This is a genomic window from Acidovorax sp. GW458-11-26-14-TSB4, from assembly GCF_059423865.1.
On sequence record NZ_JBWKYR010000003.1, the window covers coordinates 211,356 to 232,954 of the forward strand.

Genomic DNA, 21,599 nt, shown 5'->3' on the forward strand with positions numbered 1-21,599 from the left:
TGCCTTCGCCATGGACGAACGATGGGGCCTAACTGCATGAACTACGACCTGACCGACCTGCGCCTGTTCGTCGCCATTGCCGAAGAGCGCAACCTCACGCGCGGCGCCGCCCGGGCCTGCCTGGCGCCCTCATCGGCCAGCCACCGGCTGCGCCGGCTGGAGGATGCGCTCCACACCACATTGTTCGAACGCCAGACCCGCGGTGTGCAGCTCACCCGGGCGGGCGAGGCGCTGCTGCGCAATGCGCGCCAAGTACTGGCCAGCCTGGAGCAGATGCACGCCAACCTGTCGCCCTTTGCCACCGGCATCCGCGGCCATGTGAGCCTGTGGGCCAATACGCATGCCACGCACACCTTCCTGCCCGACGACCTGGCCGGCTTCCTCAAGCAGTACCCCCAGGTCAGCGTGACGCTGGAGGAGCGCACCAGCGCCGAGATCGTGGTGGCGGTGGCCAGCGGCGAGATCGAGGTCGGCGTGCTGGCCGACAGCGGCAGCAGCGCTGGCGTGGAGCTGGCCCCGTACCGGCAGGACCGCCTGGTGTTGATCGTGCCCAACGGCCATGCCCTGTCGGGCCGCGCCCAGGTGGGTTTCGCCGAGGTGCTGGAGCATGCCTTCGTGATGCTGCACGCGGGTTCTGCCATCCACACCTTCACCATGAATGCGGCTGCGGCCCTGGGCCGGCACCTGGACGTGCGCATCCAGGTGCGCAGCTTCGAGGCCGTCTGCCGCATGGTGGGCGCCGGGGTAGGTATCGGCCTGGTGCCGCGCAGCGCCGTCAAGCTGGCGGGTGTGGGCGATCTGCCGGTGGTGGTGGAGATGGACGAGACCTGGGCCCAGCGCGACCTGCAGATCTGCGTGCGCAAGGGGATCGAACTCTCGGGTTTCGCGTCTGCGCTGGTTGGACATTTGCGGCGCAGCGGTGCCAGGCATCCATGATGCAGCGTGTTCCCCGGTGGCTCGCTCGCTGCCGTCGGGATGGTCTTGGGCGAGGCTTTCGGCTGCCTCATCGGTAGCCATGGCGTGAGGCAGGTTCCGGGTGTAGGCGGGGGCTGACGGCTTTCCACGGTGTTGGCCCGCGTGCGGTGGTCAACTGCCCGCGTAACCTTGAGTCCATGCAAAGCAATCCTGCTCTGCTTCACCAACCAAAGGAACCGATATGAACACCGATCAAGTCAAGGGCGCCGTCAAACAAGCTGCTGGCAAGGTTCAGCAAAAGGCCGGCGAGGTGATCAACAGCCCCGAGCAGCAGGCCAAGGGTGCCGCCAAGCAGGTTGAAGGCGGCATTCAGAAAAACTATGGCGACGCCAAGGAAGCGGTCAAAGACGCCGTGAAGTGACGCTGGCGGGCTCGCCCGCTTGCCGCACCAAAGCCCCGCAGGCAGCGATGCCCGGGGCTTTCCTGTTTGTCCTATTCGGCGAGGACCAAGTTCACGCCAGTGGCGCGCAAGTCCTTCTGCGCGCGCTGGGGCGCCGTGGCCGGCACCACCAGCGTGGCCAGTTCCTTGATTGGTGCCACGGTGAAGGGCGAGGCTGCGCCGAGCTTGTCGGCGGATGCCAGCACCACGGTTTCGGCCGAGCGCTGGTGCAGTGCGCGCTTGACGGCGGCCTCCTCGAAGTCCCCGGTCGTGAGCCCGGCTTCGGCGTGCACGCCCGTCACACCCATCAAAAACAGATCGGCGCGCAGGCGCTCGGCAGCCTCGATCACGCTGGCGCCCACGTTCACCATGGAGTGCCGGTACAGGCGCCCGCCCAGCGTCAGCACCTCGATCTGCGCATGCCCGGCCAATGCCGTGGCCACCACCGGGCTGTGGGTCACCACCGTGGCGCGCAGGTCCGGTGGCAGGTGCTGCACCACCTGCAGCGAAGTGGTGCCGCCATCCAGGATGACCACCTGCCCGGGCCGCACCAGCGCAGCCCCAGCGCGCCCCAGCAGGCGCTTCTCGTCGGGCGCGAGCGCCTGGCGTACCTGCAGGTCGCCCACCGCGGCCGAGGCGGGCAGGGCGCCTCCGTGCACGCGCTGCAGCTTGCCCTCGGCCGCCAGCTCGCGCAGGTCGCGCCGCACCGTGTCCTCGGAGACACCCCATTCGTCGCTGAGCCCCTTGGCCACGACTTGGCCTTGCTGTGCCAGGCGCTGGAGGATGAACTGCTTGCGTTGGGTGGTGAGCATGGCCGGGTCGATTGCATGAAATTCATTGAAAATGCATGATACTGCACGAATGCACCTTTGGAGAATTCCATGCCCCATCCCTCAGCGGAAGACCGCCCCTTGCTCGTTCTCATCGCCGGCCCCTACCTTTCGGGCACCGATGGCGACCCTGAGCACATTGCCGCCAACCGCGCACGGCTGGAGGCCGCCGCGCTGCCCATCTACCAGCGCGGGCACCTGCCCATGCTGGGCGAGTGGCTGGCGCTGCCCATCATCCACGCGGCCGGTGGGCGCACGCACGGGGATGCCGTGTTCCATGCCTACCAGTACCCGGTGGCAGAACGGCTACTGAGCCGCTGTGACGCGGTGCTGCGCCTGCCCGGCGCATCGCGCGGTGCCGACAGGGACGTCGCCCGGGCGCAGGCCCTGGGTTTGCCGGTCTATCACCACGTCGACGAACTGCCCATGCGCGCCACGGCCGAAGAAGCGGTGGCGCCATGAAGCGCCCCGAAGCCGCGCCATTGCCAGGCGATGCAGACAACGTCCGGCTGCTCGATGCCGAAGTTCTGTCCGACAGCTGGTACACCCTGCGCAAGATCAGCTTCGAACTGCGCCGCCGCGACGGCGAATGGCAGCGATTGAGCCGCGAAGCCTATGACCGCGGCAACGGCGCCGTGCTGCTGCTGTGGGACCCTGTGCGCCGCACCGTGGTACTGACACGCCAGTTCCGCCTGCCGGCCTTCCTCAACGGCTCACCCGATGGCCAGTTGATCGAGGCCTGCGCCGGCCTGCTCGATGGCGATGATCCCGAGGCCTGCATCCGCCGCGAGGCCGAGGAGGAAACCGGCTACCGCATCCGCGCGCCGCGCAAGCTGTTCGAGGCCTGGATGAGCCCGGGCTCGGTGACCGAGAAGCTGCACTTCTTCATCGCCGAGTACGCGCCCGGTGACCGTGTGCGCGCGGGCGGCGGGCTGGTGGAAGAGGGCGAGGACATCGAGGTCATCGAGATGCCCCTGGCCGAGGCGCTGGCGGGCATTGCCTCGGGTCGCATCCAGGATGGCAAGACCATCATGCTGCTCCAGCACGTGGCCTTGATGGCGAATGAAGGCCACGCTGAATAAGTCTTCGCGATGGCGCGTGTCCTGATTTGGGATGGGCTGCCAGGCGCAAAGCGCAGCCATAGCCCGTGCTATGGCGAGCAATCGTAACGCCGCAGACCGCCCAAGCGGGGCGCGCGGCGCGCAAGGGACTTGTTCAGCGTTGCCTTTTAGGGTCGGATCAGCCGCAGCGGCTCGCCAGAAGAAGCTGTCGTTGCTGTTGTGCACCCCGTCGTTGCGAAAGGCCACGGGCATGCGGGCCATGGGGATCAGTCCGGGCACGGGCGAGGCGGCGTCCTTGTGCCAGGCGCAATCGCTGCGCGCGCCGTTGAGCACCACCAGGCCCGCCGCGTCACGCAGGGCGGCTGCGGGCTTGCCGGGGGCGCAGCGCTCAGGCCTTGGAATCCAGCAGGGCCATGATCCGGTCCCAATGCGCTTCGTCAACCGGCGTGATGGACAGTCGGCTGCCCTTTTGCAGCACACGCAGATCCGCAAGCTCCGGGTGCTGGCGCAACTCGGGCAGGCCCAGCAAGCGCGTCTTGCGCAGGGCCTGCACATCGAGCAGCAGCCAGCGCGGCGCATCGGGCGGCGACTTGGGGTCGTGGTAGGGCGAGGTGGGGTCGAACTGCGTGGGGTCGGCCCGCGTGCCCGAAGCCACGCGCGCAATGCCGACGATGCCGGGCTCGGCGCAGCTGGAGTGGTAGAACAGCACGCCGTCGCCCACCCGCATGCCGTCGCGCATGAAATTGCGCGCCTGGTAGTTGCGCACGCCGGTCCAGGGTACGGTGGCTTGGGGGGCGGCCAGGGCGTCGTCGATGGAGCATTCCTCGGGCTCGGACTTCATGAGCCAGTGGCGGGGGGTGGCGTCGGAGGGGGATGTCATGGCACCATTCTGGCAAAGAGCCTGTTCGACCGCAAAAGATGTGAGGGGGAAGTGCGCGGCAGCCCTCTGGGGCGGCGGCGCCACATGCCATGGCTGAAGAATCCAAGAGCAAGAGCAACGGTCCCGGCCCCTGGGTGCTGGTGCTGTTCGGCACGCCGTTTGCGGCCGTGGGCCTGGGCCTGCTGCTGCTGAGCGTGCTGCCCACCCTGTACGACTGGACCACCATGCAGGGCTGGCAGCCGGTGCAGGCCACACTGGTCTCGGCCGAAACGGTCGCCAGCCGCGGCAGCAAATCCACCACCTACAGCGTGAAGGCCGAGTACCGCTACCGCGTGGCGGGCCAGGAGTACACGGGGCGCCGCGTGGCCATCAACTCGGGCAGCGACAACGTGGGCGAGTTCCACCAGGAGCTGGGCGCCCGGCTGGAGGCGGCACAGCGCACCGGCACGCCGGTGCAGGCCTGGGTGAATCCCGGCGACCCCAGCGAGGCGGTGCTCGACCGGAGCCTGCGGACCGGGCTGCTGGCCTTCAAGCTGGTGTTTGCGCTGGTCTTCGGCGGTGCCGGGCTGGGCATCATCATCTTTGCCCTGCGTTTCCGGTTTGCGCTGACCCCGGGTGCCCCCACCTCGGGGCCGGCGTGGGAGGCACGCCCCTGGGAGAGCCGGGCCGCGTGGAAGGACAACCGCATCCGGGCCCACCAGCGCATCGGGCTGTGGGTGGGCTGGGCCATGGCCGCCGTCTGGAACCTGGTGGCCTTGCCCATGGCCTTCTCCGTGGTGCCGCGCGCCCTGGCCCGGGGCGACCACCTGGCCGCGGGCATCCTTGTGCTGATCCCGCTGGTCGGGCTGGTGCTGCTGGCCTGGGCCTTGCGCAGTGCGGTCCAGGCACGGCGCTACGGCGATGTCCGGCTGGTGCTCGATCCGTTTCCGGGTTCCATCGGCGGGCATTTCGGTGGCACCCTGGAACTGCCCGTTGCCTACAGTTCCGGCCTGCGTTTTCTGGCCACCCTGAAGTGCGTGGAGCACACCCGCACCCGCTCGGGCGGCAAGACCAGCTATGAAAGCCGCACGCTGTGGCAGGTGCGCGGCCTCGCGCAGGTGGAGGCGCGTGGCGAGGGCGTGCGGCTGGCGGCGCGGTTTGACGTGCCGGCCCACCTGCCCGCATCGGAAGACCCGGGCAGCGAGTACCACCGCTGGGAGCTGCTGCTCCAAAGCGTGCCCGGCAGCTCGGGCGACAACCGGGCGCCGGGCTTTGAACGCCGCTTCGACGTGCCCGTGTACATCACGAACCAGAAGTCCGCCTGGCTGCAGCACGACGCGGCCCAGCACCCGCAGCTGGGCGAGGTGGCCCCGGCCGGGGATGAGGCCGACGTGTCCGACATGGAGCAGGTGCCCGGCGGGGTGCGGCTGTATTTTCCCTACGGCAGGCGCTGGAAGACCATGTTGGCGCTGCTCGTGTTCGGCACCGCCTTCACGGGGGCGGGTGTGCTGATGCGGAACAGCGATGCACCGCTGCCCTTCACCCTGATCTTCGGCGGCATCGGCTGGCTGGTGGTGCTGGGCGCCCTCTACGGACTGGGCAACAGCCTCACCGTACAGTTGGACCGCCAGGGCATCCGTGCCGAGCGGCGCCTGTTCGGCCTGGTGCGTTTTCAGAGTGCGGCCACGGCGAGTGAGGTGGCGCGCCTGGAGCTCAAGGAGAGCTACTCCACCACCACCGGTGGCAACAAGGAAACCTACTACCGCCTGCAGGCCGCGCTGACCAGCGGCAAGGCCATCACCGTGGCCGACAGCCTGCGCGGCAGGGCCGCGGCGCAGCAATTGCTTTCGTCGCTGTGCCGGCAGACGGGCTACGCCAAGGGTTCCCTACCCGGTTGAGCTATCCGGCTTTGCGAAAGGTAAGGTTGATGCGAAAAGCGCCCGTCAGCGGGTGCTCCGCCTCGGCCAGCGGCATCACGCCGTGGTAGCGCAGCCGCGCCGGCCCGCCCCAGACCACCACGTCGCCATGGACCAGGGGCACGCGCTGCGCCTTGTCCGCACGCGCATTGCCACCGAACAGGAACACGGCGGGAATGCCCAGCGACACCGACACGATGGGGTGCCCGTGGTCGCGCTCGTCCCTGTCCTGGTGCAGCGACAGGCGGGCGCCGGGCGCATAGCGGTTGATCAGGCAGGCATCGGGCGCAAACCCGGCAAAGCCCGCGGCCTCGGCCGCATCGTGCGCCAGGGTGGCGAAGACGGCGGGCAGCGGCGGCCAGGGCCGGCCCGTGAGTGGATCGGCCCGGCCATAGCGGTAGCCGCTGCGGTCGGAGATCCAGCCCAGCAGGCCGCTGTTGGTCATGGCCACCGACATGCGCTGGCCGCCGGGTGTTTCCAGGTGGCGGAAAGGCGCATGGCCGGTGATGCCGTCCACGGCCTGCAGCAGCGCCGGTGCCACATCGAGCGCGAAGCCGCGCAGCAGCACCGCCCCGGGTGCCAGGGCCTCCCGGGTGCCTGCCTGCTGTTGCAGCAGCGCGGCTTCTTCATCATGGCTGAACAGGCTCAGTGTCATGTCGCGTCATGGAAGATGATGCCCGCGGTGTGCCGCACGCCCGAGCGCAGGCGGCTCACGCCATGGCGCATGTTCACGCGGTAGGGGCCGCGCGTGCCGTTCACGGGGCGGTGGTGCACGGCAAACACCACCGCATCGCCCTGGCGCAGCGGCACCACCTCGGCACGCGACTGCATGCGCGGGCGCTGCTCGGTCAGCACGAACTCGCCGCCCGTGAAGTCGCGCCCCGGCTCCGACAGCAATATCGCCACCTGCAGCGGAAACACATGCTCGCCATACAGGTCCTGGTGCAGGCAGTTGTAGTCGCCCGCCTGGTACCGCAACAACAGCGGCGTGGGCCGCAACTGGCCGGCCGCATGGCAGCGGGCGATGAAATCGGCATGCGCGGTAGGGTACTGCACATCGACACCCATCACCCGGTTCCAGTGGTTGGCCAGGGTCCGCAGGTGCGGGTAGAGCGCCGCACGCAGCCCGGCCACGAGGGGCGGCAGCGGGTAGCTGAAATACTGGTACTCGCCCTGGCCGAAGCCGTGGCGGGCCATCACCACGCGGCTGCGAAAGTGGGCCGTGTCCGGGTACAGGCCCGCGAGCGCCTGGCATTCATCGGGGCTGAGCAGGGCCGGGAGAATGGCTGCGCCCTCGGCGTTCAGGCCCTCCGTGGTGGCCGCCCAGTCGATGGCGCCTGCGCGTGCAGCCCAGTCGGCGGCGTGTTCAGGAAGACGGGCATTCATGCAGGCTGCCCCTTGGCCTGGCGGTGTTCACGGTCCAGCAGGGCCTGCTTGCGCTCCACGCCCCAGCGGTAGCCCGACAGGGCCCCATCGTTGCGCACCACGCGGTGGCAAGGGATGGCCACGGCCAGCGTATTCGCAGCGCAGGCCTGCGCCACGGCACGCGCGGCGGTGGGCGATCCGATGCGTGCTGCGATCTCGGCATAGCTGGCCGTCTCGCCTGCGGGAATGGCCTGCAGCGCCTGCCACACGCGCTGCTGGAAGGCCGTGCCCTGCACGTCGAGCGGCAGGTCCAGGCCCAGGCCCGGTGCCTCGACAAAGGCCACGACCCGGGCCACCAGTGCGTCGAAACTGCGGTCGTCGCCCACCAGGTGGGCCTGGGGAAAGCGGTCCTGCAGGTCCTGCGCGAGCACCTCTGCATCGTCGCCCAGCAAAATGGCGCACACGCCGCGCCCGCTCTGCGCCACCAGGATCGCGCCCAGCGAGCACTGCGCGATGGCAAAGCGGATGGTGACCTGCCTGCCCCCGGCCTGGTAGCGCGTGGGCGTCATGCCCAGCACGCCGTCGGCTTCTTCGTAGAAGCGGCTGGTGGCGTTGTAGCCCGCGTTGAAGATCGCTTCGGTCACGCTGCCGGCCTGGGGTGCGGCGAGTTCGCTGCGCACGCGCTGTGCGCGCTGGGCGGCGCCATAGGCCTTGGGCGTGAGGCCCGTCGCCTGCTTGAAGATGCGGTGGAAGTGGTGGGCGCTCAGGCCCACGCGGGTGGCCAACTCGTCCAGTGTGGGCGGCGTGTCGGCCGCCTCGATGATGCGGCAGGCCTCGGTGACCAGGGCGGCGTGGTGCGCCACGGGCGATGCCTGGCCGGGCTTGCAGCGCTTGCAGGGGCGAAAGCCGGCGCGCTCGGCATCAAGCGTGCTGTCATGGAAACGCACGTTCTCGGGCAGCGCCGGCCGGGCCGCGCAGCTCGGCCGGCAGTAGACCCCTGTGGTCTGCACCGAGTAGTAGAAGCGGCCGTCGGCCGAGGCATCGCGCATGCGCACCGCCGCCCAGCGCGGATCGGCCAGGGTGGCTGCGGCCAAGGCGGCCTTGGAGGGGCGGGTGGACGGCATGGGGCTGTCAGCGGTTGCGGTGGAGTGCATGGTAGACCTCGCAAGTGGATGGGATGGCCTACTGTAAAAATGGACCGCTTTCCACGCACCCCGAAGCTTGCTTTTGAATTCTGCACCTTTGGCGACCGCCCTGGTGCGGTCAGGGGTCAGGCACAAAGGGCCGGGGCCTGCGCAGACCCGTGCCACCCCAGCGCCTGGCATCTTCACCCGGTATCGCCAGCGGGTTGTTCTGCGGCTCCGACAGCGGCGCCAGCAGGGCCACCAGGTCGGCCTCGCTGAACTTCGCGGCGCCTTCCTCGTCGTGCCCCAGCACGCCCTGGGCCAGCGCGGCCTTGCGTGCCTGCAATTCCAGCATGCGCTCCTCGATGCTGCCTTGCACCACCAGCTTGTAGACGAAGACCGGCTGGTCCTGCCCGATGCGGTGGGCGCGGGCCGTGGCCTGCTCCTCCACGGCCGGGTTCCACCACGGGTCCACATGGACCACCGTGTCGGCGGCCGTGAGGTTCAGGCCCACCCCGCCGGCCTTGAGGCTCACGAGCAGGATGGGCGGGCTGGCTTCGTCCTGCGCCTGGAAGCGCTGCACCACGGCGCCGCGCCGGCCCGGCGGTGTCTGGCCCGTGAGGGCGAGGAAGGGCAGCTCCAGCGCCTGCAATTGCTCGGCCACCAGCTCCAGCATCTCGGTGAACTGCGAGAACACCAGCACGCGCCGGCCCTCGGCCACCAGCGCGGGCAGCATGTCGGCCAGCAGTTCGAGCTTGGCGCGTTCCATGGTGGCCGCCATCTTGCTGCCCTTGACCAGGCGCGGGTCGCAGCACACCTGGCGCAGCTTGAGCAGGGCATCGAGGATGGTGATTTGCGCGCCGTCAAAGCTCTCGCGCTCCAGCACGCGGCGCACCTGCTTGTCCACCGCGGTGCGCACGGCCTCGTACAGCTCACGCTGCTTGCCCTGCAGCTGCACATGCTGGATGACTTCGGTGCGCGGGGGCAGCTCGGTGGCCACGTCCTGCTTGCGCCGGCGTAGGATAAAGGGGCGGACGCGCTGCGAGAGCAACTGGGCGCGCAGGGTTTCGCCGTTTTCCTCGATGGGCTTGCGCCAGCGCGCGTTGAAGCTGCGCACGTCGCCCAAAAAGCCGGGCATCAGGAAGTCGAACTGCGCCCAGAGCTCGCCCAGGTGGTTTTCCAGCGGGGTGCCGGTCAGGCACAGCAGGTGCGGGGCCTGCAGGCGGCGCAGGGCGCGGGCGCTGCGGCTGCCAGCGTTCTTGACCATCTGGGCTTCGTCGAGGATGAGCAGATGGAACGCCTGCGCCGCCAGCGCCTCCACATCGCGCCAGAGCAGCGGGTAGGTGGTCATCACCAGGTCGTGGTCGCCTATTTCGGCAAACGCCTTGCCCCGGTCCGGCCCATGCAGGGCCAGCACGCGCAGGCCGGGCGCCATGCGCCGGGCCTCGGCCTGCCAATTGAACAGCAGCGAGGTGGGCAGCACCACCAGGGCCGGGCGGGTGAGGCGCCCGGCCTCCTTTTCCACCAGGATATGGGCCAGCGCCTGCGCGGTCTTCCCGAGCCCCATGTCGTCGGCCAGGATGCCGCCCAGGCCCTGCGCGCGCAGGTACTGCAGCCAGGCCAGGCCCTCCAATTGGTAGGGACGCAACTGCACCTGCAGGCCCTGCGGCGCGGGCACCGGCTCGGGCGTACCGATGGCCTTGAGGCGTTTGGCCAATTGGGACAGGCCGACATCGCCCTGCAGTTGCCAGTCGTTGGCGCTGTCTACACGGTGCGCCTGCACCAGCCCGGCGCGCAGGGCTTCGAGCCGGCGCAGCTCCCAGGCGCCCAGGCGCAGCGGGTCGCCGTTCTGGCGCTGGTTGCGCTCGGGATCGGTGATCAGGTCCACCATGGCGCCCACGATGGCCTTGAGTGGGCCGGCGGGCGCGTCGATGCGCCGCCCGCCGGGGGCGCGCAGAGAGATGATCTCCAGGTCGTCGATGCGCGCCATGCGCCGCGCGATGAGCCAGCGTGCGTCGCGCTTGAGCAGGTCGGCCAGCATGGGCGCCAGGTCCAGCGTCTCGCCATCGATCTCGATGCCCAGGCTGAGCAGCCAGGCGCCCTCGCGTGCGGGCAGCTGCAGCTTCTGCACCGGGCGTTCGCGCGGTCCCACGGGGCCCGCCAGTTCCTTGCCCAGCACCTCGCCGGTGTCGGGGGCGATGAGGAGCTTCCAGCGCTGCACGGGCACGCTCTCGTGCGCAAAGCCGGGCCGTACCACCACGCTCCAGCCCTGGGACGCAAGCTGCGGTACCTGCTCGGCCCAGAAGTCGCCGAAGAAGGCCTCCTGCGCCAGCGTCCATACCGGGCCCAGGCTGGCGCCGGCATCGCGGTTGCGCCACTGCAGGGTGCGCGTGTCCAGGGGCTGCAGGCCCAGCTCCCAGACCCGGTCCATGGCGTCCGATTCGGCCGCCAGGTCGCGCTGCATGCGTACCACGGGTCCGCCGGTGTCGTACAGGTCCACGAGCGGTGCCGGGCGCGAGTTGAGGATGGAGGTGGGCGCCGGTGCCTGCCAGGCGGTGGCGGCCTGGGGCGTGTCCTCCAGCCGGTAGGTCCAGTCGATCTGCACCAGGGTCACGCTGTCGCCGCGCGGCCCCATCTTGCCCTGGGGCTTGAGGCCCAGCAGCCCATCGCCGCGGCCCAGGGTCATGAGGGTGATGCGCGGCTGGAAATGGCCGGCGGCAATGCCTGCGGGCAGTGCGGGGCGTTGGGAGGATGTGGGCGCCTGATCGCCATCGCCGCGCATCAGCCCCATCACGCGCGCGGCCTCGGCGTCGGTGAGCGGGGGCAGGGCCTTGAGCGCATCGGCACCGGCCTGGCGGCGCAGGGCGGCCACCCAGGCGGCGATCACCGCCTGGCGGTCGGAGCGCGGAGGGGTGGGTTCTGCAGGGGAGGAAAAAGGGTCACCAGGGCGTGTCACTGGGCGGTGATTGTGCCCGGACTATTCCAGCACGGGCACGGCATAGTGCATCACCGATGCTTCCGATCCGACTTGGTAGCCGGGGCCGTGGATTTCCAGGTCGGCACCGCCGGTGTGCCGCTGTTATCTTCCACTGCGCCATGCAGAGCCGGTGGTGGCTCATGAAACGCTCGGCGGACAGGGTCTGTTTTTCAGCGGCGGTGGTGGCCTTCCATGAGACGACGTAGGTTTCCCAGGTGCTTTGCAGTGCGTTGTCCATAGGCGCTCCTTGAAGTTTTATGGGAGCTGCCGATGGTGCCCATGGCCGCGGGCTGCTTTTGATATTTTGTGCGCAATGCTCAGGAGCGGTTGCCCTGTGCCGCAGGCTCTGGCGTCGCCCGCGGCCGGCTGCCCTGCAGGTTCATGGCCGCCGCAGCCAGCAGGATGGCGGCTGCGCCCAGCCACTGCGCAGGCTGCAGCCGGTGGCCGAAGGCGATGAAGTCCACGGCAATCGCGACCACCGGGTAGATGAAGGACAGCGCGCCCTGCAGGTAGGTAGGCAGCTTCTGCACCGCGCCGTAGAGCAGGATGTACATGATGCCGGTGTGCACCACGCCCACGGTGACCAGCAGCGTCCAGGTGCGGGCGTCCGTGGGCAGGTCGCCGAAGTGGGTGAACGGCGCCAGCATGAGCACGCCCACGCAGACCTGCACCAGCGCGATCAGGTGCGGTGGCGTACCCGTGAGCCGCTTGGCGATCACCGAGGCCACGGCCCAGAAGAAGGCTGCACCCAGCGCCATGGCTATGCCCAGCGCATAGTTGCTGCCCGCAAAGCTGGCGCCCGGCCGGGCCTGCACGATGAGCAGCATGCCGCCAAACGCCAGGGCCAGCCAGCCGAGCTTGGTGACAGTGATGCGCTCGCCGAAAAGCAGGGCACCAAAGGCCACCAGCATGAAGGGCTGGGTGTTGTAGACCGCCGTGGCGATCGAGATGGAGGCATGCGCATACGCCCCGAACAGCAGCAGCCAGTTGGTGACGATGGCCACGCCCCCGAGCGCCGCCCAGGCCGCCTGGCGCCAGGTCAGCACCCCGCGCAGCAGCCCCATGGCCGCGCACACCCCGGCCAGCGTGGCCGCGCCGAAGGCGCAGCGCCAGAACACCACGTCGAGCGCCGGCAGGCCCGACTGCACGACGAACCAGCCTATCGTGCCCGAAATCGCCATGGCGCCGCCCATTTCCAGCGTGCCTTTTGTCTGCTTGTCCATTACCGTTCAACCCTTGTCATCAGATGCTGCAAGTGTAGAAAAACGGCCCCACAAGATGAATGGCTGAAGAAAGGCGAATTCAGAAATAATCCTAACAATCAAAGGCTTGAATTGAGTTTGGAGAAGTTTTCCATGGACCTGGTCGATCAATCCATTCTTACCGTATTGCACGCGGATGCCCGCACCTCGCTCAAGCAACTGGCAGAGCGGGTGGGCCTGTCGGCGCCCAGCGTGTCCGAGCGCCTGCGCCGGCTGGAGGAGCGCGGCGTGATCCGCGCCTTCACGCTCGACATCGAGCCGCGCGCCCTGGGCTACCAGCTGCAGGCCATCGTGCGCATCAAGCCGCTGCCGGGGCAACTGGCGGCTGTGGAGCAACTGGTACGCGACACGCCCGAGTTCTGCGAGTGCGACAAGGTGACGGGCGACGACTGTTTCATCGCCCGGGTTTACGTGCGCTCCATCGAGCAGCTTGACAGCGTGCTCGACCGCATTGCCGACAAGGCCGAGACCAGCACGGCCGTGGTGAAGGCGCAGACGATACGGCGCCGCCCGCCGCCCTTCCTGCCGGGATAGATTGGATCAGCGGCCCAGTACTTTCGCAAACAGCTCGTTGCGAAAGTGGATGCCCATGCGCGCGAAGGCGCGGTTGCGGTAGGTCTTGACCGTGGGCACCCCCAGGCCCAGGTCGGCCGCGATGCCTTCGTGCGTCATGCCCTGCAGCACGCGGGCGCAGACATCGAGTTCGCGGTCCGTCAGGTCGGGCTGCAGGCGCAGCAGCCGCTCGCGCAGGGCAGGCACCCCCTGGGGCAGCGCGGCGATGGCGGGCAGCACTTCGTCCATGCCGGCATGCTCCTGCACCACGGGCAGGGATGGCGGGCGCGCCAGCGCGATGTGCTTGCGTGCCAGGGCGAGCAGCACCGGCGCCATGCCTTCGAAGTCGCTGATCTGGCCATCGCGGAACGGTGCCTGGTGCTGGTGGCGGTAGAAGTTGACGGCGAAGACCGAGCCGTCGCTCTCGTAGTCGACCACCGAGACGCGCTCGGCCACACCATGCGCCTCGTAGACGCGCGCGCGGTGCTCGCCCTCGACCTCGCTGGCCGCCACGTGGCACAGGCGGGTCAGCGGTTCGGCAGGCACGTCCTCGAAGGCGCGGCCCCAGGTGCGGTCCTGGCGGTAGGGGCCTGACAGGTAGGCCCACCAGCAGTCCTGCGTGGTGTCGGGCACGCCCCGGCTGGCGGACATGAACAGGGTGGGCTTGCAGCGCTGGCCCGTACGGTACACCGACCACGAGGCCGCGGGCAGCACCGGTGCCAGTTCCTCCAGCAAACCGCCGGCAAAGCCGGGCTCGCCCAGGCGCTGCACCATGCCCGCCACCGCACGGCTGCCTTGGCCTTGCACTGCGGGGGGAGAGGAGGGGAGCCATTGCCTCATGGGCTTGGGGTAGGGGTGTGGGAGATCCGTGTCATCGCGCTGTCATCCTCAGGGATGACAGGCCCCGCACACAACCGGATTTACGCTAGGTTCATAACCAATTTTGCCGTGAATCAGCGCCATGTCCGACCCCTCATCCCTGCCCGAACCCCGCCTGAAATTCTTTGCCGACCTGCGCGTGCAGGTGGGCGTGCCGCAGGAGGTGGGGCAGACCGCCCACGGCCTGCGGCGCCTGATCCCCATCACCGGCGGCACCGCCACGGGCGAGGGCTGGACGGCCCGGGTGCTGCCCGGCGGCGCCGACTTCCAGCTCATCGTGAACGGCCGGCTCTCCGAGCTCGATGCGCGCTATGTGCTCGAGACCGATGGCGGCGACTTCATCTATGTGCAGAACCGCGCCGTGCGCTCGGGCCCGCCGGAGCTGATCGCGCGCCTGGTGCGCGGCGAGCCCGTGGACCCGGGGCAGATCTATTTCCGCTGCAGCCCGAGCTTCGAGACCGCCTCGCCCGCACTGGCCTGGATCGCCGAGCGCATGTTCGTGGGCTCGGGGGCGCGCTATCCCGACGCCGTGGCCATGCGCTTCTTCGAACTGGCCTGAGTATTTCCCGACCTTCCTCACAAAAAACCAATGGAGACCATCACCATGAAGCCTTCTTTCACCCCTGCACGCCGCGCACTGCTGGCCGCCGTTGCGGTGGCCGGCCTGGCCGCCCCCTGGGCGACCGCCCAGGCCCAGAACGCCGCTGCCGGCTACCCGAACAAGCCCGTGCGCATCATCGTGGGCTTCCCGGCCGGCACGGGGCCGGACATCGTGGCGCGGCTGCTGGCGCAAAAGCTCTCCGAGGCCTGGGGCAACCAGGGCGTGATCGTGGACAACAAGCCCGGCGCGGGCGGGCTGATCGCCGCCACCGAGGCGGCACGCGCCCAGCCCGACGGCTACACCCTGATGCTGGGCGAGACCGGCCAGCTGAGCATTGCGCCCAGCAGCTACACCAAGCTGCCGTACGCGCCGCAAAAGGACTTCGTGGCGGTGAGCCAGGTGGTCACCTCGGATTTCGTGCTGCTGGTCAACCCGCAGAAGGTGCCGGCACGCAACGTCAAGGACTTCGTCGACTGGACCAAGCAGCAAAAGGGCCTGTTCCTGGCCACCTTCGGCGCGGGCACGCCGGGGCACTTCGGCGCCTTCATGTTCGGTGATGCCGTGCAGCTCAAGCCCGAGCCGGTGCACTACAAGAACACCACCGACGCACTGGGCGGCCTGTTCAGCGGCGACGTGCAGGGCGTGTTCGCCAGCGTGGGCCTGGCTGCCCCCAACGTGAAGGCCGGCAAGCTGGCGGCCCTGGGCAGCACCGGTGCCACCCGCACCAATGCGCTGCCCGATGTGCCCACCATCAAGGAGCAGGGCTATGCCAACCTGGAGTTCTCGTCCTGGTTCGGCATCGTGGCGCCCGCCAAGACCCCGCCCGAAATCGTGGCCAAGCTCAGTGCCGACATCGTCAAGGCCGTCCAGTCGCCCGAGGGCAAGGCCAAGATGGAAGAGGCCGGCTTCCGCGTGACGGGCACCGGCTCGCAGGAGTTCACCAGGATCATCGCCGCCGACACGGTGACCTGGGGCAAGGCTGTGGCCGCCACGGGCTTCAAGGCGGACTAGACCCCACCGAGAACCACAAAACAGCCCAGGAGACAGACCATGCCATCCATCCTTGTTCGCGCACACGCCGTGCGCCGCGCGGCGCTGCCCGCCACGGTGCTGCTGCCCTTCGCCCTGGCCGCCTGCGGCGGCAGCAACGACGGGCCCGTCTGGCCGCCCGCCAATGGCGCCTATGCGGCCGCCTGTACCGACCTGGTCGCCAGCGCCAGGCTGGCGGCCACCACATTGGCGACCAGCTATGTACCGCCCGACACCAAGCGCCCAGGCGGTGCGGCCACGGGCGCCTTGCTGCCGGGCCACTGCGTGGTCACGGGCAGCATCAACCCGCGTGTCGGGGTGGATGGCAAGAACTACGCCATCGGCTTCCAGCTGAGCCTGCCGGACAACTGGAACGGCCGCTTCCTGTTCATCGGCGGCGGCGGCAACGACGGCATCCTGCGCGATACCTCGCTCAGCTCCAGCATCTCGGGCGGCACGCCATCGCCGCTGGGCCAGGGCTTTGCAGTCGTGTCCACCGACGCGGGGCACAGCGGTACCACGGCGAGCTTCGGCGCCGATCCGCAGGCGCGCATCGACCATGCCTACAACTCCTACGACAAGACGGCGGTGTCGGCCAAGTCGCTGATCGCCACGCACTACGGCCGCAAGCCCGACCGGTCGTACTTCTCGGGCTGCTCGGGCGGGGGCCGCCAGGGCATGGTGTTCTCGCAGCGCTTTCCGGACTACTTTGACGCCATCACGGCCGGCGCGCCGGCCATGCGGGTGTCCAGCGGCGCCACGGTGGCCGCGATGTGGAACACCATCGCCTTCAACGCCATCGCACCGCAGGATTCCGCGGGCAACCGCATCCTCTCGCAGGCCTTCAGCAATGCCGACCTGAACCTGGTGGCGAATGCAGTGAAGTCCTCGTGCGATGCGGCCGACGGCGTGGTGGATGGCATGGTCGGCAACACCAAGGCCTGCCAGTTCAACCCGGCCGTGCTGCAGTGCAGCGGTGCCAAGGGGGCTGAATGCCTGTCGGCAGCCCAGGTGGGTGCCCTCACCAAGGTGTTCACCGGGCCACGCAACTCGGCCGGGCAAGCGCTGTATGCCGGCCAGCCCTGGGACCCGGGCCTGGCCGCGCCCGGCTGGCGTGCCTGGACGCTGGGCAGCTCGACCACGGCCACGCCCGACGCGCGCTACATCACGCTGATGGTCGATGCCCTCGTCAACGAGTTTTTCACCCCGCCCGACCTCACGTTCAACCCGCTGGGCTTCAACTTCGACACCGACCCGGCGCGCATGGCCGCCTACTCGGCGATCTACGACACCTATGCGGACGACAAGCTCACCGCCTACCGCCAGCGCGGCGGCAAGCTGCTGTTCATCCATGGCATGTCGGACCCGATCTTCTCGGCCAAGGACACGGTGGACTACTACGAGCGGCTGGCCGCCAACAATGGCGGCATGGCCAGCACCCAGGGCTTTGCACGGACCTTCCTGGTACCGGGCATGAACCACTGCTCGGGCGGCCCGGCCACGGACACCTTCGACTCGATCCAGACCATGGTCGACTGGGTGGAAAAGGGTGTTGCTCCGGACACCATCGCCGCCAAGGCGTTGCCAACCCAGGCAGACTACCCGAACCGCACACGGCCGCTGTGCGCCTACCCGAAGTTCGCCAAGTACAAGGGGTCGGGCAGCGTGGAGGATGCCGGCAACTTCACCTGTTCTGAGTAGGTGAGCAAAAGGTCAGCCCTTGGCCGCAGGGGCTGGCAGCTGCAGCTGTGCCTCCTGCACCACACGGATGCAGTCCCGCATGTGCTGGTCGCCCAGGTAGCGCAGCGTGGCATAGCCGATGGCGGCCGACACCGCCTGCCCGGCAATGGGCACGTACTTGGCCAACTGCTTGGTGGTCAGGCGCAGGCCCACGGTGCGGGCGGCGCGCAGCACCAGTTCCTGGGTGATGAACTTGCCAATCAGCACCGAGCCGACCAGGGCCACGGCCTTCTGGACTTTCTCGCGCTTTTCCGGATCCAGGCGGTCGAGCTGTTCGGCCGACAGGCCGAACTCTGCGCTGATCTGGGGCAGAAGGCGTGAGAGCAGGGCTGCGTCCACGGCCCAATCCAGGCCTGGCACGGGAACCGTGCTGGCGGCAGCCGCCACCAGGGCACGCCGGTGCAGCATGCGCTGGCTGCGCTGCACGGCAGCAGTGAGCGCGGGATCGTCAGCGGCCATTTGTCGGGCAGTGGGCATCGGTCAAATCCTCAAAGTGTCTTGCCTGACTGATCTGGGGCCGAACCTGCCCGAGGACAACGGCACGGTGCTCAGTTCTTTCCCTTGATCAGGCCGTAGATGATCAGCAGCACGATGGAACCCAGGATGGAGGCGATCCAGCCCGCTGCGTCGCCCTGCTGGTACCAGCCCATGGCCACACCCAGATAGCTGGCCAGGAACGAGCCTGCCACGCCCAGCAGGGCCGTCATGATCCAGCCCATGGAGTCGTTTCCTGGCTTGATGGCGCGCGCAATGAAGCCAACGACCAATCCGATGAGCAGCGTTCCTATCAGTGAAAACATGGTTTATCGCTTTGTATGCAAGTGAAAGAAGGAATGGCCGACTGTAGCCGCGCAGCGTGCCCCCCGTCTGTCGGACAGCAGCCATTGGATGCACGGCTCGCAGTTGTTGACAATGGATACGGGTGCCTGTGTAGGAATTGCCGCACAGGGCGGCGCGCGCGCCGCTGATGACGGCCGCCCGGCTTCGTGTCTACAGTGACTCGCATGTCCTGCATCTGCCCCCAAGGAGGCCCGCCATGCGCAAGCCATTGACCCCACCCATTGGTCCGACGTCCCTTGTCGCGGCGGCAGCGCTCGTGGTGGGAGTGTTTTTCGCAGCACCGTCGACCACGCATGCGCAGGGCGACGAGGCATCGCTGCAGCGCGGTGCCGTGGCAGACATGACACCCCAGCAGCGCTACAACACCGCCATCCGCGAGGCGGGCGGCGGCATGAAGGTGGCGCTGGAGGAGTGCCGTGCCCAGGCGGGGGCCGAGCGCCGCTCCTGCGAGGCCCAGGCCCGGGCGCGCTACCAGGCAGACATGGCAGCCGCCAAGGAATTCCTGCGCAACCCGAATGCCCGGCCGGTGAACGTGACAGGCGGCCCGATCCGCAGCACGGAATCCACCTACGTGGTCAAACCATGAGCGCACAACGCAAAAGCGCGCCGTTGGCGCGCTTTGTCATGCGGATTGAAGCAGGCCGTTCGGCTTACTTGGCAGCTGGGGTGTTGGCTTCGACCGCAGCGGCTGCCGGGGTGACGCGGCGTGCCCCGTCGAAACGGCGCTGCCAGTAGGAAACACGCATGTCTTCGACCCGCACTTCCGATCCACTGCGAGGAGAGTGAATGAATTTGCCATCACCCACGTAAATACCCACATGGCTGAATGCACGGCGCATGGTGTTGAAGAACACCAGATCGCCCGGCTGCAGTTCCTTCTTGTCGATCACCGTGGTGGTGGCGGCCTGCTGGTCCGCCCGGCGGGGCAGCAAAAGGCCCACCGTCTGCTCGTACATCGCGCGGACGAAACCGCTGCAATCGAATCCGGTCTCGGCGCTGTTGCCACCGCGCTTGTAGCGCACCCCGAGGAAGCCCATGGCATTGCCCACGAGATCGGACGCCTTGTCCGCCACCGTGTGTGCCTTGTCTGCCACGGTGTGCTGCACGTCCTTCAACTGGGACATGAGACCCTTGTCCATCAGGATTTTTTCCATGTCATCCGCTTGACCGGTGGATGGTGCAGCCTGTGCGCTGACAGCGCAAGCCATGAGGAGGGTGCAAAACCATTTGGACATGGGTGCGGAGGGTACCACGCGAATTGGCACATTTTGTGAGGGAAGTCACGTATGTGGTGACGGCCTGGCTGGACATGCGCTCCCGATTCCCGTACGGAAACCCGAGAAAATGGGGCCGCTGTTACGATGGTTGACATGAATCTGACGCCAAAACGCACCATTTCTCCTGCATCTCTGGGGTTTTTCGCTGCCTTGGCCTGCGGGGGCATGCTCGCCATGCCGGCTGCCGCCCAGCCAGCCAAGGGTGTCACCTTGGCGTCAGTGGCAACGGGCCTGGTCAACCCCTGGGCGGTGGCGTTTCTGCCGGAGGGCCGCTTTCTGGTCACCGAACGGCCGGGCCGCATGCGCGTGGTCGAAGCCAACGGCCAATTGGGGCCCGCACTGTCCGGGCTGCCCAGCATTGCTGCCGGAGGGCAGGGCGGTTTGCTCGACGTGGTGACCGATGCCGATTTCGCGAAGAACCGGCGCATCTTCTTTTGCTACTCGGAGCCCGGCGCCGCCGGAGCCTCCGAGAACAGCACGGCCCTGACGCGCGCCACGCTGGCGGCTGACGGGCGCTCGCTGCAGGACGTCAAGGTCATCTTCAGCCAGAAACCCAAGGTGGCCAGCAACCTGCACTTTGGCTGCCGCATCGTGCAGGCGGGCGACGGCAACCTGTTCCTGGCGCTGGGCGAGCGCTACCACCGCAAGGACGACGCGCAAAAGCTCGACAACCACCACGGCAAGATCGTGCGCATCACGCCCGATGGCACGGTGCCGGCCGACAATCCGTTCCGCGAGCGTGCTGGCGCCTTGCCCGAGATCTGGAGCTACGGCCACCGCAACGCCCAGGGCGCCACGCTCGCACCCGACGGCAAGCTGTGGATGCACGAGCACGGCCCCCAGGGCGGCGACGAGATCAACCTGCCCCAGCCGGGCCGCAACTACGGCTGGCCGGTCATCACCTACGGCGAGAACTACGGCGGCGGCAAGGTGGGCGAGGGCACGGCCAAGGCCGGCATGGAGCAGCCGCTGCACTACTGGGTGCCTTCCATCGCCCCATCGGGCATGGCCTTCCTGACCAGCGAGCGCTATGGCGCCGCCTGGCGCGGCAGCCTGTTCGTGGGCTCGCTCAAGTTCGGCACGCTGCACCGGATCGAGGTGGCGGGTGGCAAGGTACAGCGCGAAGAGAAGCTGCTGCAGGGCAACAACGAGCGCATCCGCGACGTGCGCCAGGGGCCGGACGGCTGGCTCTACCTGCTGACGGACAGCCCGCAGGGGCGCCTGTTGCGGCTGGCACCGGCATCCTGACCCAGCCTGAGGCTGCGACAATATGGGGCATTCCCATTGAATTCCCCCCAGATCGCCCATGCTGCTCGACGCCTCTGAATCCCAACTCGTCCTGGTGGACTACCAGGAACGCCTGATGCCCGCCATTGCCGATGCTGCTGCCGTGCTGGCCAACGCGCGCCGCCTGGCACAGATCGCGCAGTTGCTGGAGGTGCCGGTCTGGGGCACGGAGCAGAATCCTTCGCGCCTGGGCGCCAACGACGCAGCCCTGCGCGCGCTCTGCCAGCGCACCCTGGCCAAGATGCATTTCAGCGCCGCGGAAGAAGGCCTGGGCGAATGGCTGCGCCCCCCTGCCAAACCCCAGCAGGGCGGCAATGCGCGCAGCCTGCCCAAGCACCTGCAAAAGCCTGCCCAGCAGGCGCCCGAGCGCGGCACCATCGTCATCGCTGGCTGCGAGGCCCATGTCTGCCTGCTGCAGACGGCGCTGGACCTGATCGAGGACGAGTTCGACGTCTGGGTCGTGACCGATGCCTGCGGCTCGCGCACCGACCGCAACCGCGACGCCGCCTTTGACCGCCTGGCGGGCGCTGGAGCAGAGCTGGTCACCACGGAAATGGTCGCCTTCGAGTGGCTGGGCAGCTGCGAGCACCCGGACTTCAAGGATGTGCTGGCGCTGATCAAGTAAACAGCCCGCCCCGGACCGCCG

General features: G+C 68.4%; 23 protein-coding genes. 12 read left to right on the forward strand and 11 right to left on the reverse strand.

Going from position 1 to position 21,599, the window contains the following annotated elements:
* The first annotated feature begins 36 nt into the window (after positions 1-36).
* Together AC07X5_RS09605 and AC07X5_RS09610 are read left to right on the forward strand one after the other, a co-directional pair.
* Entirely contained in the window at positions 37-936 is a 900-nt protein-coding gene (locus tag AC07X5_RS09605; protein ID WP_494769930.1) for a LysR substrate-binding domain-containing protein, read from the forward strand.
* 220 nt (positions 937-1,156) lie between these two features.
* Entirely contained in the window at positions 1,157-1,336 is a 180-nt protein-coding gene (locus AC07X5_RS09610; RefSeq protein ID WP_409958399.1) for a CsbD family protein, read from the forward strand.
* Positions 1,337-1,407: 71 nt separating this feature from the next.
* On the opposite strand, the gene AC07X5_RS09615 is transcribed toward AC07X5_RS09610, so the two are convergent.
* On the reverse strand, positions 1,408-2,166 hold the full coding sequence (locus AC07X5_RS09615) for a DeoR/GlpR family DNA-binding transcription regulator (protein WP_494769931.1): 759 nt from the start codon (positions 2,164-2,166) through the stop codon (positions 1,408-1,410).
* Positions 2,167-2,235: 69 nt separating this feature from the next.
* Here AC07X5_RS09615 and AC07X5_RS09620 point away from each other — a divergent pair, with 69 nt between their 5' ends.
* Together AC07X5_RS09620 and AC07X5_RS09625 are read left to right on the forward strand one after the other, a co-directional pair.
* On the forward strand, positions 2,236-2,646 hold the full coding sequence (locus AC07X5_RS09620; RefSeq protein WP_494769932.1) for a DUF4406 domain-containing protein: 411 nt from the start codon (positions 2,236-2,238) through the stop codon (positions 2,644-2,646).
* Entirely contained in the window at positions 2,643-3,266 is a 624-nt protein-coding gene (locus AC07X5_RS09625; RefSeq protein ID WP_409958393.1) for an NUDIX domain-containing protein, read from the forward strand. The genes AC07X5_RS09620 and AC07X5_RS09625 overlap by 4 nt, the downstream gene beginning before the upstream one ends.
* A gap of 367 nt (positions 3,267-3,633) precedes the next feature.
* On the opposite strand, the gene AC07X5_RS09630 is transcribed toward AC07X5_RS09625, so the two are convergent.
* Positions 3,634-4,125: an EVE domain-containing protein gene (locus AC07X5_RS09630; protein ID WP_494769933.1), complete on the reverse strand. Its 492-nt coding sequence runs from the start codon at positions 4,123-4,125 to the stop codon at positions 3,634-3,636.
* A gap of 89 nt (positions 4,126-4,214) precedes the next feature.
* Between AC07X5_RS09630 and AC07X5_RS09635 the strand changes: the two genes are divergently transcribed.
* The gene (locus AC07X5_RS09635) at positions 4,215-6,002 is read left to right on the forward strand and encodes a DUF3592 domain-containing protein (RefSeq protein ID WP_494769934.1); all 1,788 of its coding nucleotides are present in this window, start codon (positions 4,215-4,217) and stop codon (positions 6,000-6,002) included.
* Between the two features lies 1 nt (position 6,003).
* On the opposite strand, the gene alkB is transcribed toward AC07X5_RS09635, so the two are convergent.
* The 5 genes from alkB to AC07X5_RS09660 all read right to left on the reverse strand — a co-directional run bounded on the left by alkB (position 6,004) and on the right by AC07X5_RS09660 (position 12,709).
* A complete protein-coding gene (alkB, locus tag AC07X5_RS09640) occupies positions 6,004-6,675 on the reverse strand; it encodes a DNA oxidative demethylase AlkB (RefSeq protein WP_494769935.1) in 672 nt (223 codons plus the stop codon).
* Positions 6,672-7,406, reverse strand: coding sequence for a 2OG-Fe(II) oxygenase (locus AC07X5_RS09645; RefSeq protein WP_494769936.1), 735 nt, complete (start codon positions 7,404-7,406; stop codon positions 6,672-6,674). Before AC07X5_RS09645 ends, alkB begins: the two co-directional genes overlap by 4 nt.
* Entirely contained in the window at positions 7,403-8,509 is a 1,107-nt protein-coding gene (ada, locus tag AC07X5_RS09650) for a bifunctional DNA-binding transcriptional regulator/O6-methylguanine-DNA methyltransferase Ada (RefSeq protein WP_494770093.1), read from the reverse strand. The genes AC07X5_RS09645 and ada overlap by 4 nt, the downstream gene beginning before the upstream one ends.
* Before the next feature lie 139 nt (positions 8,510-8,648).
* A complete protein-coding gene (locus tag AC07X5_RS09655) occupies positions 8,649-11,465 on the reverse strand; it encodes a DEAD/DEAH box helicase (protein ID WP_494769937.1) in 2,817 nt (938 codons plus the stop codon).
* A gap of 338 nt (positions 11,466-11,803) precedes the next feature.
* Positions 11,804-12,709 (reverse strand): DMT family transporter, encoded by a 906-nt coding sequence (locus AC07X5_RS09660; RefSeq protein WP_494769938.1) that lies wholly within the window; start codon positions 12,707-12,709, stop codon positions 11,804-11,806.
* A 132-nt stretch (positions 12,710-12,841) separates the two neighbouring features.
* On the opposite strand from AC07X5_RS09660, the gene AC07X5_RS09665 reads away from it, so the two are divergent.
* A complete protein-coding gene (locus AC07X5_RS09665; protein ID WP_409964208.1) occupies positions 12,842-13,282 on the forward strand; it encodes an Lrp/AsnC family transcriptional regulator in 441 nt (146 codons plus the stop codon).
* A gap of 6 nt (positions 13,283-13,288) precedes the next feature.
* Here the strand turns inward: AC07X5_RS09665 and AC07X5_RS09670 are convergent, their stop codons facing one another.
* On the reverse strand, positions 13,289-14,140 hold the full coding sequence (locus AC07X5_RS09670; protein ID WP_494769939.1) for a helix-turn-helix transcriptional regulator: 852 nt from the start codon (positions 14,138-14,140) through the stop codon (positions 13,289-13,291).
* Positions 14,141-14,261: 121 nt separating this feature from the next.
* On the opposite strand from AC07X5_RS09670, the gene AC07X5_RS09675 reads away from it, so the two are divergent.
* The 3 genes from AC07X5_RS09675 to AC07X5_RS09685 are packed head-to-tail and all read left to right on the forward strand — an operon-like array spanning position 14,262 to position 17,510.
* Complete coding sequence (locus tag AC07X5_RS09675; RefSeq protein WP_409964210.1) at positions 14,262-14,738, forward strand: DUF3237 domain-containing protein; 477 nt, start codon at positions 14,262-14,264, stop codon at positions 14,736-14,738.
* A 45-nt stretch (positions 14,739-14,783) separates the two neighbouring features.
* Positions 14,784-15,791, forward strand: coding sequence for a Bug family tripartite tricarboxylate transporter substrate binding protein (locus tag AC07X5_RS09680; protein ID WP_409964211.1), 1,008 nt, complete (start codon positions 14,784-14,786; stop codon positions 15,789-15,791).
* 39 nt (positions 15,792-15,830) lie between these two features.
* On the forward strand, positions 15,831-17,510 hold the full coding sequence (locus AC07X5_RS09685) for a tannase/feruloyl esterase family alpha/beta hydrolase (RefSeq protein WP_494769940.1): 1,680 nt from the start codon (positions 15,831-15,833) through the stop codon (positions 17,508-17,510).
* 12 nt (positions 17,511-17,522) lie between these two features.
* On the opposite strand, the gene AC07X5_RS09690 is transcribed toward AC07X5_RS09685, so the two are convergent.
* Both AC07X5_RS09690 and AC07X5_RS09695 read right to left on the reverse strand, forming a co-directional pair.
* Entirely contained in the window at positions 17,523-18,026 is a 504-nt protein-coding gene (locus AC07X5_RS09690) for a hypothetical protein (protein ID WP_494769941.1), read from the reverse strand.
* A 71-nt stretch (positions 18,027-18,097) separates the two neighbouring features.
* Positions 18,098-18,349: a GlsB/YeaQ/YmgE family stress response membrane protein gene (locus AC07X5_RS09695; RefSeq protein ID WP_494769942.1), complete on the reverse strand. Its 252-nt coding sequence runs from the start codon at positions 18,347-18,349 to the stop codon at positions 18,098-18,100.
* A 236-nt stretch (positions 18,350-18,585) separates the two neighbouring features.
* On the opposite strand from AC07X5_RS09695, the gene AC07X5_RS09700 reads away from it, so the two are divergent.
* On the forward strand, positions 18,586-18,975 hold the full coding sequence (locus AC07X5_RS09700; RefSeq protein WP_494769943.1) for a hypothetical protein: 390 nt from the start codon (positions 18,586-18,588) through the stop codon (positions 18,973-18,975).
* 64 nt (positions 18,976-19,039) lie between these two features.
* Here AC07X5_RS09700 and AC07X5_RS09705 read toward each other — a convergent pair whose 3' ends face one another.
* The gene (locus tag AC07X5_RS09705; protein WP_494769944.1) at positions 19,040-19,624 is read right to left on the reverse strand and encodes a C40 family peptidase; all 585 of its coding nucleotides are present in this window, start codon (positions 19,622-19,624) and stop codon (positions 19,040-19,042) included.
* Between the two features lie 207 nt (positions 19,625-19,831).
* Here AC07X5_RS09705 and AC07X5_RS09710 point away from each other — a divergent pair, with 207 nt between their 5' ends.
* Both AC07X5_RS09710 and AC07X5_RS09715 read left to right on the forward strand, forming a co-directional pair.
* Entirely contained in the window at positions 19,832-20,914 is a 1,083-nt protein-coding gene (locus AC07X5_RS09710) for a PQQ-dependent sugar dehydrogenase (protein ID WP_494769945.1), read from the forward strand.
* A 58-nt stretch (positions 20,915-20,972) separates the two neighbouring features.
* Positions 20,973-21,578, forward strand: coding sequence for an isochorismatase family protein (locus tag AC07X5_RS09715; RefSeq protein WP_409956317.1), 606 nt, complete (start codon positions 20,973-20,975; stop codon positions 21,576-21,578).
* Positions 21,579-21,599: the final 21 nt, after the last annotated feature.

Bases quoted from the DNA above. Each gene is read 5' to 3' on its own strand.
- AC07X5_RS09690 (WP_494769941.1), bottom strand. From the start codon at position 18,026: ATGCCCACTGCCCGACAAATGGCCGCTGACGATCCCGCGCTCACTGCT.
- AC07X5_RS09710 (WP_494769945.1), top strand. From the start codon at position 19,832: ATGCTCGCCATGCCGGCTGCCGCCCAGCCAGCCAAGGGTGTCACCTTG.
- AC07X5_RS09695 (WP_494769942.1), bottom strand. From the start codon at position 18,349: ATGTTTTCACTGATAGGAACGCTGCTCATCGGATTGGTCGTTGGCTTC.
- alkB (WP_494769935.1), bottom strand. From the start codon at position 6,675: ATGACACTGAGCCTGTTCAGCCATGATGAAGAAGCCGCGCTGCTGCAA.
- AC07X5_RS09700 (WP_494769943.1), top strand. From the start codon at position 18,586: ATGCGCAAGCCATTGACCCCACCCATTGGTCCGACGTCCCTTGTCGCG.
- AC07X5_RS09670 (WP_494769939.1), bottom strand. From the start codon at position 14,140: ATGAGGCAATGGCTCCCCTCCTCTCCCCCCGCAGTGCAAGGCCAAGGC.
- AC07X5_RS09660 (WP_494769938.1), bottom strand. From the start codon at position 12,709: ATGGACAAGCAGACAAAAGGCACGCTGGAAATGGGCGGCGCCATGGCG.
- AC07X5_RS09645 (WP_494769936.1), bottom strand. From the start codon at position 7,406: ATGAATGCCCGTCTTCCTGAACACGCCGCCGACTGGGCTGCACGCGCA.
- ada (WP_494770093.1), bottom strand. From the start codon at position 8,509: ATGCCGTCCACCCGCCCCTCCAAGGCCGCCTTGGCCGCAGCCACCCTG.
- AC07X5_RS09610 (WP_409958399.1), top strand. From the start codon at position 1,157: ATGAACACCGATCAAGTCAAGGGCGCCGTCAAACAAGCTGCTGGCAAG.
- AC07X5_RS09620 (WP_494769932.1), top strand. From the start codon at position 2,236: ATGCCCCATCCCTCAGCGGAAGACCGCCCCTTGCTCGTTCTCATCGCC.
- AC07X5_RS09665 (WP_409964208.1), top strand. From the start codon at position 12,842: ATGGACCTGGTCGATCAATCCATTCTTACCGTATTGCACGCGGATGCC.
- AC07X5_RS09715 (WP_409956317.1), top strand. From the start codon at position 20,973: ATGCTGCTCGACGCCTCTGAATCCCAACTCGTCCTGGTGGACTACCAG.
- AC07X5_RS09705 (WP_494769944.1), bottom strand. From the start codon at position 19,624: ATGTCCAAATGGTTTTGCACCCTCCTCATGGCTTGCGCTGTCAGCGCA.
- AC07X5_RS09675 (WP_409964210.1), top strand. From the start codon at position 14,262: ATGTCCGACCCCTCATCCCTGCCCGAACCCCGCCTGAAATTCTTTGCC.
- AC07X5_RS09615 (WP_494769931.1), bottom strand. From the start codon at position 2,166: ATGCTCACCACCCAACGCAAGCAGTTCATCCTCCAGCGCCTGGCACAG.
- AC07X5_RS09685 (WP_494769940.1), top strand. From the start codon at position 15,831: ATGCCATCCATCCTTGTTCGCGCACACGCCGTGCGCCGCGCGGCGCTG.
- AC07X5_RS09605 (WP_494769930.1), top strand. From the start codon at position 37: ATGAACTACGACCTGACCGACCTGCGCCTGTTCGTCGCCATTGCCGAA.
- AC07X5_RS09630 (WP_494769933.1), bottom strand. From the start codon at position 4,125: ATGACATCCCCCTCCGACGCCACCCCCCGCCACTGGCTCATGAAGTCC.
- AC07X5_RS09625 (WP_409958393.1), top strand. From the start codon at position 2,643: ATGAAGCGCCCCGAAGCCGCGCCATTGCCAGGCGATGCAGACAACGTC.
- AC07X5_RS09680 (WP_409964211.1), top strand. From the start codon at position 14,784: ATGAAGCCTTCTTTCACCCCTGCACGCCGCGCACTGCTGGCCGCCGTT.
- AC07X5_RS09635 (WP_494769934.1), top strand. From the start codon at position 4,215: ATGGCTGAAGAATCCAAGAGCAAGAGCAACGGTCCCGGCCCCTGGGTG.